This window comes from uncultured Flavobacterium sp., from assembly GCF_963975005.1.
Classification (GTDB): domain Bacteria; phylum Bacteroidota; class Bacteroidia; order Flavobacteriales; family Flavobacteriaceae; genus Flavobacterium.
Map to the genome: position 1 here is coordinate 1 of NZ_CAXBFR010000119.1, position 8,917 is coordinate 8,917.

At 30.1% G+C, this 8,917-nt stretch carries 10 protein-coding genes; all 10 read right to left on the reverse strand.

Translation table 11 applies throughout. The annotated features are described in order from the left end of the window. Positions 1–272, reverse strand: a 272-nt coding sequence (locus AACZ53_RS12165) for a zinc ribbon domain-containing protein (RefSeq protein ID WP_339838845.1), incomplete at its 3' end; no start/stop codon positions are given. Between the two features lie 15 nt (positions 273–287). After that, positions 288–869 (reverse strand): hypothetical protein, encoded by a 582-nt coding sequence (locus AACZ53_RS12170; RefSeq protein WP_339838847.1) that lies wholly within the window; start codon positions 867–869, stop codon positions 288–290. A 29-nt stretch (positions 870–898) separates the two neighbouring features. Further along, positions 899–2,179, reverse strand: coding sequence for a DUF2130 domain-containing protein (locus AACZ53_RS12175; protein WP_339838850.1), 1,281 nt, complete (start codon positions 2,177–2,179; stop codon positions 899–901). Positions 2,180–2,361: 182 nt separating this feature from the next. Continuing rightward, the gene (locus AACZ53_RS12180) at positions 2,362–4,731 is read right to left on the reverse strand and encodes an AAA family ATPase (RefSeq protein ID WP_339838853.1); all 2,370 of its coding nucleotides are present in this window, start codon (positions 4,729–4,731) and stop codon (positions 2,362–2,364) included. A gap of 357 nt (positions 4,732–5,088) precedes the next feature. Further along, entirely contained in the window at positions 5,089–5,622 is a 534-nt protein-coding gene (locus AACZ53_RS12185) for a hypothetical protein (RefSeq protein ID WP_339838856.1), read from the reverse strand. A 526-nt stretch (positions 5,623–6,148) separates the two neighbouring features. Then, a complete protein-coding gene (locus AACZ53_RS12190) occupies positions 6,149–6,616 on the reverse strand; it encodes an OsmC family protein (RefSeq protein ID WP_339838858.1) in 468 nt (155 codons plus the stop codon). Between the two features lie 177 nt (positions 6,617–6,793). After that, positions 6,794–7,012, reverse strand: coding sequence for an SHOCT domain-containing protein (locus AACZ53_RS12195; RefSeq protein ID WP_339838861.1), 219 nt, complete (start codon positions 7,010–7,012; stop codon positions 6,794–6,796). 86 nt (positions 7,013–7,098) lie between these two features. After that, entirely contained in the window at positions 7,099–7,413 is a 315-nt protein-coding gene (locus AACZ53_RS12200) for an HPF/RaiA family ribosome-associated protein (RefSeq protein WP_339838864.1), read from the reverse strand. A 40-nt stretch (positions 7,414–7,453) separates the two neighbouring features. After that, complete coding sequence (locus AACZ53_RS12205; RefSeq protein ID WP_339838867.1) at positions 7,454–7,978, reverse strand: hypothetical protein; 525 nt, start codon at positions 7,976–7,978, stop codon at positions 7,454–7,456. A gap of 609 nt (positions 7,979–8,587) precedes the next feature. Beyond that, positions 8,588–8,917: hypothetical protein (locus tag AACZ53_RS12210; RefSeq protein ID WP_339838869.1), on the reverse strand; the 330-nt coding region annotated here is incomplete at its 5' end.

The following is an 8,917-nucleotide window of genomic DNA, read 5'->3' on the forward strand; positions in this document are numbered from 1 at the left end:
ATATTGTTTTTTACCATTACTCTACCTATTTCACTTAATTCTAAACCTTCTGGTGAGCGCCAACTTTGAGTATAAGTATTTTCATCTTCAAATACATTTTCATTACTAGAATTAGAGCCAATTATATAAATAAATATTATGATTCCAAGACCAATTAACAAATATGTAAAACAACCAATACCATCTTTTGATATTTTGTAACCACAAGAAGGACAAACTTTAGCTGAACTACTTATTCCTTTATTACATTCTGGACATTTAATTAGAGACATAAATTTTATTGCTTTTTATTTAATTTTCTTTTCAAATCTTCTTTTAGAACGCTCAAAAGCTGTTCTTTCCCAAGTTGAATCAAACCCTTCCCAGAAAACTCTAATAGAATAACTTCCTACATTATTCCATATTAAAACTTCCATATCATCATATTTGAAATAAATATTATTATTATCACTATTGTCTTTCAAAAATTTATTATTTTCATCTATTGAAGTTTCTATTTTATTTAAAAACTCAATTGCCTTTTCTTTTTCAAGATTTTTAAATGAATATCCTTGATACAATACACCTGCTTCATTCCAATAGTCTCCATAAAAACCAAGAATTAAACCTTCCTTTTGTTTTGATTCACATTTATAAAGTAAAGTTGTTAGTTCTCCAGAGCTTGATGCTGCTAGTGGAATAACTTCAAATTGAACAACTTTTTCAGAAGAGCCTAAAACATTTTTAAATAAAAATTCTTTTGATTTAAAAAGCGATATGTCTTTACTAAATTCTTTTGCAGTCCAAATATTATTACTATTTACTTTTACTTGTGAATATGAACATAATACTGATAGTACCAGTGATAAGGATATAATTTTAGTTTTCATTTTTATGTGTTTATTTTAGTGTCTTTTATTTATGATTCAATCCCTTTATCAAGCCCATCAAACTTAGCCTTCATAGTTGGATTACCATAAGTCAATTTTTTAATAGTTAAATCCTCCGCTTTATTATTCGCTAAACGCAAATTATCCTCAGACGACAAAAGAGCAGCCTTAGTTTTTTGCAAATGAGTAATAGTCTTATCTATTTCGTCAATAGCCGTTTTAAATTTACGACTCGCCAAGTCATAATTATAAGCAACCCCTTTTCTAAATGCGTCTATTTTCTCTTCAAAATTAGTGATATCAACATTTTGATTTCGCATCAAATTCAGTTCAGCTTTGTATTTTAAAGAATTCATTGCTGCATTCCTAAGAAGTGTAATAATGGGAATAAAAAACTGAGGGCGTACAACATACATTTTGTCATACTTATAAGAAACATCAACTATTCCAGTATTATAAAACTCATTGTCCGATTCCAAGAGCGAAACCAAAACAGCATATTCACAATTTTTATCTTTACGGTCTTTATCAAGTTTAGCAAAGAAATCCTCATTTCTTTTTTTGGTAGCCGTTTCATCATTTTCATTCTTCATTTCAAACATAATCGAAATGATTTCATTGCCAGCCTCATCCGTTTCTTTATAGATATAGTCACCCTTTGTCCCTCCTTTTGAATCATTGTCTTTTTCGAAATAAGCATTTTGAAAAGCCGTTGCACGAATCTTATTGAATTCATTCTCACAATGCTGCTCCAAAGTTTCTCCAACCATCTTGGTTGAAAGCTTCTGCTTATAGTCTTTTAAACGAGCAATTTCATCATCTTTCATTTTGATGGTCTCATCCTTTATGACAAGTTTATTCGTAAACTGTTCCATAATTGACTTTTCAAGCAATTGCGTTTCAGTCGCTTTAATTCGCAAGTCGTTGACAAGAAGGTCACGTTCTTTTTCTATTAATTTAACTGCTTCAGAAACATCCAACTTCTTCTGAATTTCTGCCGTTTGAAGTTGCGATTTCATAGCAGCAATTTCAGTCTCTTTTCGAGCTAATTTCTCTGCCAGTTCCGTATCACTTTTAGCTTTTAATTCCGTAAGTTCTTTATCCTTTTTGGACAGTTCTTCTTGCAATGAGTTTTTAATTTTTTCAATAGCAAGCTCCACAGCACTTACCTTATCCTTTTCAGCAAGAGCAAGACGGTTAGCAAGTTCCTCCTCAAATTGATGATCACGAACTTGTTTTACGATATCAGCAAAGCCAGCCTCATCAACTTTAAAGGCTTTTTTACAATTAGGACAAATAATTTCATTCATAGGGTATATATTCAATAATTCTAGTTGGTGTTTTTATTTGTTTTGTAAAAGTTTTACTTCTTTTAGAAGGTGTGAACTTCGTAACCATTTATTTTCCACTAAAGATAAAATATCTTGCGGAACGTAAACGTGAATTTAGCACAAAATTCGCAATCTTGCCAAATGGCTGTTATGGGCTGTGCTTATTCTGTATCTATTTCAACACCTACACTCAAAAGCAATGCTTCGTATTGTTCGTTATCTTTTTCTTTTATTTTTTCTAATATAAATTTTGCTGTTTTTTTCATTTCTGGAGCATCAATTGGTGTCATACTTCGTTCAAATAAACCTTCTAAATGAGAAAACTCATTATTAATTCGGTCTGTCATAGTTGAAGCTTGGCGATTGTCACCAAAAAATTTGGTTAGTTTTTCAATTTGGTCAGTAGCGTTTGGATACTTGTAGTAAAGGAATGCTTCTAAAAACTTTCGGGTGTTATTTCCAAAATTGTAAAATAAGTTATGTTGGTTTTCATCGTCTGAATCAGTCGTTGAACACATATATATTTGATGAAATAGAAAATTGAATTCGGTTACATAATCCTTAAGATATCTTGGCATTAAACGAATTCTACTATTATCTTTCTCTCTTGAAATCAAAAAATATGCAGATTGATTTTTATTTAATGCGTTAGGTAATCGCTTTAAGTATTTCAAAAAATCAAGATTATGTGTAGATATAAATATTTGCTCAAACTCTTGTTTAGCAATGATTTCAGCATTAATAAGGCTATAAACGAAAAATATATGATTACTGTCTAAACTTGAAATTGGGTCGTCAATCCAAATTATAGGCTTACTACTTTTTGTTTCAACATCTTCAAGTTTAGCCATAAAATAACAAAATGCTATCAAACTACATTCACCTTCACTTAAATGATGCGCTTTTTTTCCATTTCTAATAATTTCAAATCGGATTTTTTTATCGGCTTCTTCTAATGCTTGTAATGTTAGAAAGTCGTGTCCAAAGAAGTTGTTTAAATATTCATTTACTTTCAATGCACCTTTTTCTTCATCTTTCATCAAGCGCTCTTTATCTTCAATTAGAACTATTTGCTGTTGGATTTTTTGTTCTATAGCTTGTTTAAATAGATTATCCGAAGCAAAAGTGTCTTTCAATGCTTTAACTCTTGTAGTTATAGTCGTGTATTGTATATTTGCTACAAAGTCACTTACTTCTCTTAATCTTAATAATTTTTTTGCTTCTGATTGTTCACTATCTAATGAATTACTGTAATCATTTGCTATAGTTCTAAAACTTTCAAATATCATCCAACACCAATCAAATCGTTTACTATTGTTAACGATAGAAACATAGGGTTTTGAATTTAAAAGGTCGTCTTTTCGCTCTTTTAGCTTTGTTATAATTCGGTTTAATTCAACTATTAAATTGTCAATAATTTCTTGTTTCAACGAAATTAATCTATCTAATTTTGGGTGGAACTTGGAATAAAAAATGTTTTTATTTATTGATAATTGCTTGCGAACATTGAGAATTAAAGTTTCAATTTCAGTAATCAATTCATCTATTTCGGTTTCTAATTTTGTGGACTCTTCATCGAAATGGCTGTCGAGTTCATGCCAACGCTCTTCAGATATTTCATTACCACAAAACGAACATTGTTCAAGTTTGTCTTTGTGTATTTGTCTTCCTTCTTTAACCCAACGATTTATTATAGCGTCCTTCAAAAGTTGTTCGATTTTATTAGAACTACTTATTGATTTTGTAATAAGGTCTTTTGCTTTTGTATCAATAGTAACAATATCTATAGTCGGTTTTGTAATCGCTGGAATATCAGGATTTGCCCTTTCATTAAGTAAATTAGATTTTTCTGTTACACCTTCATCCGTTAGTGGTTGAAATGAAACATTTAATACAATTTCTATATCAGATAATAGCTTTGCTTTAGTGTAGTTTTGGTCGCCAAATCTGTCAGACTTGTATTTTATACCTGTTGTTCTGTCTAATGCTTTAGCTGTTAATTGTTGGTCTAATTGATTGTTTTCTGTTTGAAATGTTTGTAATGCAGTATTAGCTGTCGAAGTTGCATTTTTTAACTCAAGATAAAATCCACTTTCACTGTCTACCTCATTACTTCCTAAATCATTTGTTAATGATTGTATTTCAGCTTCAATTGTTGTGTTTCCGCCAATTATCGCAAAAGGTGTAATTGTTTCTTCTGAATTTGCAATGAACCGTAGATTGTCCTTGACAAAATCTTCATTAAACACTCTGATTTTTTTACCGTGTGCGGTTAAATTATTTTGTGTGACGTCAGCAATGTCTTTGATACAAACTTCAAACTGTGGATTTTCATATTTGTCTGAAATATAGCCAGTTTCTAAAGCTCTAATTACTCTGGAAAGAGTTGTTTTTCCTGAATAATTACGGCCATAAAAAATATTAATTGGTTTAAATAAAACTACATTATTACCTTCATCTCGTATATTGGTGTCCCAAATAAAATTTTGGAAAACTGCGAGATTATTAATGGTTTTTAATTTTGTAATCATAGTTTTCTTTGATTGCGTGGTCGTCTTTTAGCATTGCCCATAACTTTGTATATATGTATGATAATAATTTACAAAACCACCTATATTTAGGCAGTCACGTATGTTTACTAGTAACTTATTTCCAATCCCAAATATATAAATAATAACTTCCAAATACATCTGCATCTAATTTATTTCCAACAAATATCTAAAAGTAATTGTAAAAAGCCTTAAGGTTTACCTTAATCATCAAGGAAAGTTTTTAACAGTCCGAACCTAACCAAAAAAACAACCCCAAAAAACAGGTAAAATACCCTTTTTTGCAATTGTTTTTTGTAATCTTAAGATATATGTCTTATAAATAGTTACATAATGTACTTATGCAGCCACTATATCAAAAAGCAACAATCCTTTAGCATCCTTAGCAGGTACATAAGCCGCTTCTTCTAAAGTAAAAGCCTGCACTTCTAGCAAATAGAACAAAGTTCCTATGGTTTCCTTAACTTCAGGTATGTCGCAACACAAAGCTAAAGTATTGTGCTTCTCAAAATTCCAATCATTAATATGTAAATCTCCAGCACCAGTCTCTAAATTAACATCTAGCACCAGCATACGCAGACCAATCCATTGCAAGTTACAAGCAGTAGTTTTTTTTACTTGTACAATCAATTGCTCCTCATCAATAGCATAATTAAACGCAAAAGAACTGTCTGGGTTAAAATCATATCCCAACAATGCCTTTTTGCCTTCTTTTGTAGCTAAAGCTGTGGCAACCGTTCGGGCTCCTTTTTCATGCATCTTGTCATAAACCAACAACGAGTGCATTTTTTTAGTAAAAGCATTTACCATATCTAACATATTTTGTTTGGGCAAAACCTCAAGCAATTCCTCTGCAGTAAGACCACTTTTCATCCTAGTAATTTCTATTCATCATCAAGGTTGTCGTACCTAAACCTAAACTTGACTGTAAAGTAAATAAAAAAAACAATCCTAAAAACAGGTATAAATACCTGTTTTTAGGATTGTTTTAAAAATAGTTTTTTTGTCGCAATTATTTTTCTACAGTTTTTTTGCCACAGTTTTGTGACAATTTATTTTTTTAAATCTTTTTTGCCACAAAAATGTGACACTTTTAAAAAAAATGTAACTCTTTTTGAATACTTTTTAAAAGTGTTACATAAAAAAATACAATCAAATAGAAAATTCTTTGGCTTGTGTTTTTTAGGTTAGGGTACAAAGTAAAAAACAACCACAAAAATCAGGTTAAACCCTTTTTTCTATGATTGTTCATTTTTTAACTAAATAGTAGTTTAACCTAATTGGTTTAGCTTTTTCTTTAAGATACAAATCAATTAGGTGAGTGTTTTTTAATGATTCATCCAAATGCCTAAGTTGTTTTGTGATTTCATTAGATATCTTTTTCTAGCTTGTACTTTTGTTATTTGTTATCTAATAAAAGGGGTTCTACTAAAACTACTATTTCTGTAATTACTTTCGCGGTAATAGAACGCGAAATTAAACAAGCATCTTCCGCTTTTTTTACAATGCGAATAGCTTTGTTTTTATGAAGCTCTTCATGAATTACAACTGTTGGTTTTAGGTGTATTTCGCTCATGACTAGCTTGCCATCAATTTCTTCTAGCTTTCCTTTAGCTTCACATTTAAAACTAACAAACTCTAGTGTCGAATGGTCAGCAATGGCTAAAAAAGTTGTCATTAAACAACTACTAACAGCCGCAACAAATAAATGCTCTGGGGTCCAAATGCCTTCAATTCCCTTAGAAAATTCAGGTGGTGTAGCTACTTCAATACAAATACCATTCTTCTTATTTAATTCAGGAGAACAAAGAATACCTTTTCGAGTGTTTTCCCAGTTGACATCAACATTATAATAGTGTGATTCCATAATTTTAATTTGTTTTTAGTGATTAAAAAAAGTATTCAAAATAATAGTAAAACCATTCTAATCATAGGATCAGCGGAAACCCTATTCTTTCTATTTCTTTTATCTAAGGAATGTTTTCTTTCCTTAAAAATTGCTGAAAAGAATTTGTTCGTAATGTAAATTAATAAAGCCTTACTATCATTTTTTAAGAAGGTCTTTCTTTTCTTGATATTCTTCTTTGCTGATTTCTCCAACTGCAAAACGTTTTTTTAAAACATCAAGTGGAGTCTCTTTTTGAGCTCTTTTGCCAGGAATTTTATAAGGTGTTGCAAAAATCCAAATAAGGAAAATTATCCAGATAGCCCACCACACAAAGTGCATTCCCCAATAGTGATAATCGTTGTTATAGTGCATCATAATATTATTTTTTTAAATTATTACTGTGTGAATCGAAAACCAAACCTTTTTAGAAACTTATAAAAGGTGTTCCAAATAAAGGTTTTTTAATGATTTTTCAATCGCCCAAGAACGGTGTCTAAAGCTGTTTTTAGTTTATCTATAGCACCCGAAACAGCATTTTTAGCAGTATCAGCTTCACAACTAACAGCCATTGGCTCTCTTCCTTCAATTCTGGCTTCAAGAACACAATGAATATCATTTAGTCCTTCTTTTTTTCCGTTTTCATCCTTTAAATGGACTTCTATTCGGGTTAATTGGGATTGAAATCGTTCTAATTTTTCGGCTATTAAAGAAGTAAAATAGTCTTCTTGATTTTCATCTCCGGATATTGTTTTGTCTGTATTAAATAGAATTTTCATAATATGTTTATTGTTTTATAGTTGTTATATATGATGTTTTTTAACCTTTATCTTCATCTAAATCGTTGTGATTATCTCCTCCGATACTGTAATAGTTGTTTTCTTCATCTTCGCTACCCACATTTTCTTGTTGATCATCCAATTCAGCTCCAGGCACATCTAAATCAACACCTGTTTTTAAATCTCCAAAATCTTTTTCATTCCAACCGCTTTCTTTTTCGTTTGCTGTTTTCTTTTTAGAAATATCTTCTGGATTCAAATCCTTCTCTTCTTTAAATTGAGCATAAATATCTTCTGAAGGTGGATAACGCTGTAAATCAGCATACTCTTTTGCTTTTGCTTTAGCAGTATCTGTATTAGATTCTTCGCTATGAGTAGTGCTATACTTAACTAAAATATCTTTTAAAGAATTGCGATAATCTTCAAGACTTTTTAGGGTTACTTGTTCATCTTCCGAATTGTTCTGTGGCATTTCAGTAATGAATTGTATTAATTCTGGATATTCTTGTTGAATGGTTGTGGTAAGTTTAAGGATGCTTTGTTCTAAGGCTGCTTTATTTTTCATTTTGTTACTGTTTTATGATTATTTGATTTAATAAGTTTCTAGTGTGCCCAAACACATCTGTACTTCAAGTATTTGACGACTAATTTTTTGCTTTAAAAAAAGATAGTAAGGGCTAAACTACTAGTAATAGTAAGGGCTAAACTACTGGTATAAAGTTACCTATTTAATGCTAAAATATGTTACAGAATTAATCCTAAATTTTATATAATCATAAGTAAAGCTTGCTATAAAAAACAAATAGTAATGAAGTTAAAAAGCAATTTTAAATAAGATTGATGTGTTTTTAAAGATTAAAAACGACTACATACCAAAATGGAGGAATTACAGTTAAATATCAGATTTATAATGTTTCACCTGAATCTAAAAGAATCTGTCAAAAAATATAGTTAGTCTAAGAAAAGCTGTTTATTTTATAAAGTTACAACTATTAAAACATAAACCTAAACAAATGTTAAAAAACTTATTTTCAATAAATTAACTTTAAAAAAAATAAGTTTTTATAAATTATCAAATGAATTAGATATTTTTATGAATGTTTTCATAAAAAAAATATTGCGTTAAAACCATATCTAAAGTAGTAGTAAACAAAAGGTTTAAAAGTATAGAATGCTAAACAACCAAATCTAAAAAAACAATTCCTTTATTTACATCTTCTTCAAAAATAAAAGAACTAGTTGTTTCTTTAATAGCTTGTACCTCTAGCAAATAAAATAAACTGCCAATTGGTTTAGGTACTTCCGGCATATCATAACACAAAGCTAAAGTCTTTGGCCTCTCAAAATGCCATTGACCCAAATGCAAAGCCCCTTCATTGGTTTCTAAATTTAAGTCTAGCACCAACAAACGTATACCAATTCGCTTTAAAGTAGCATCAGCAGCATGTTTCACTTGCAATATCAATTGCTTATCATCCATAGCAAAACTTACCACAAAAGAACT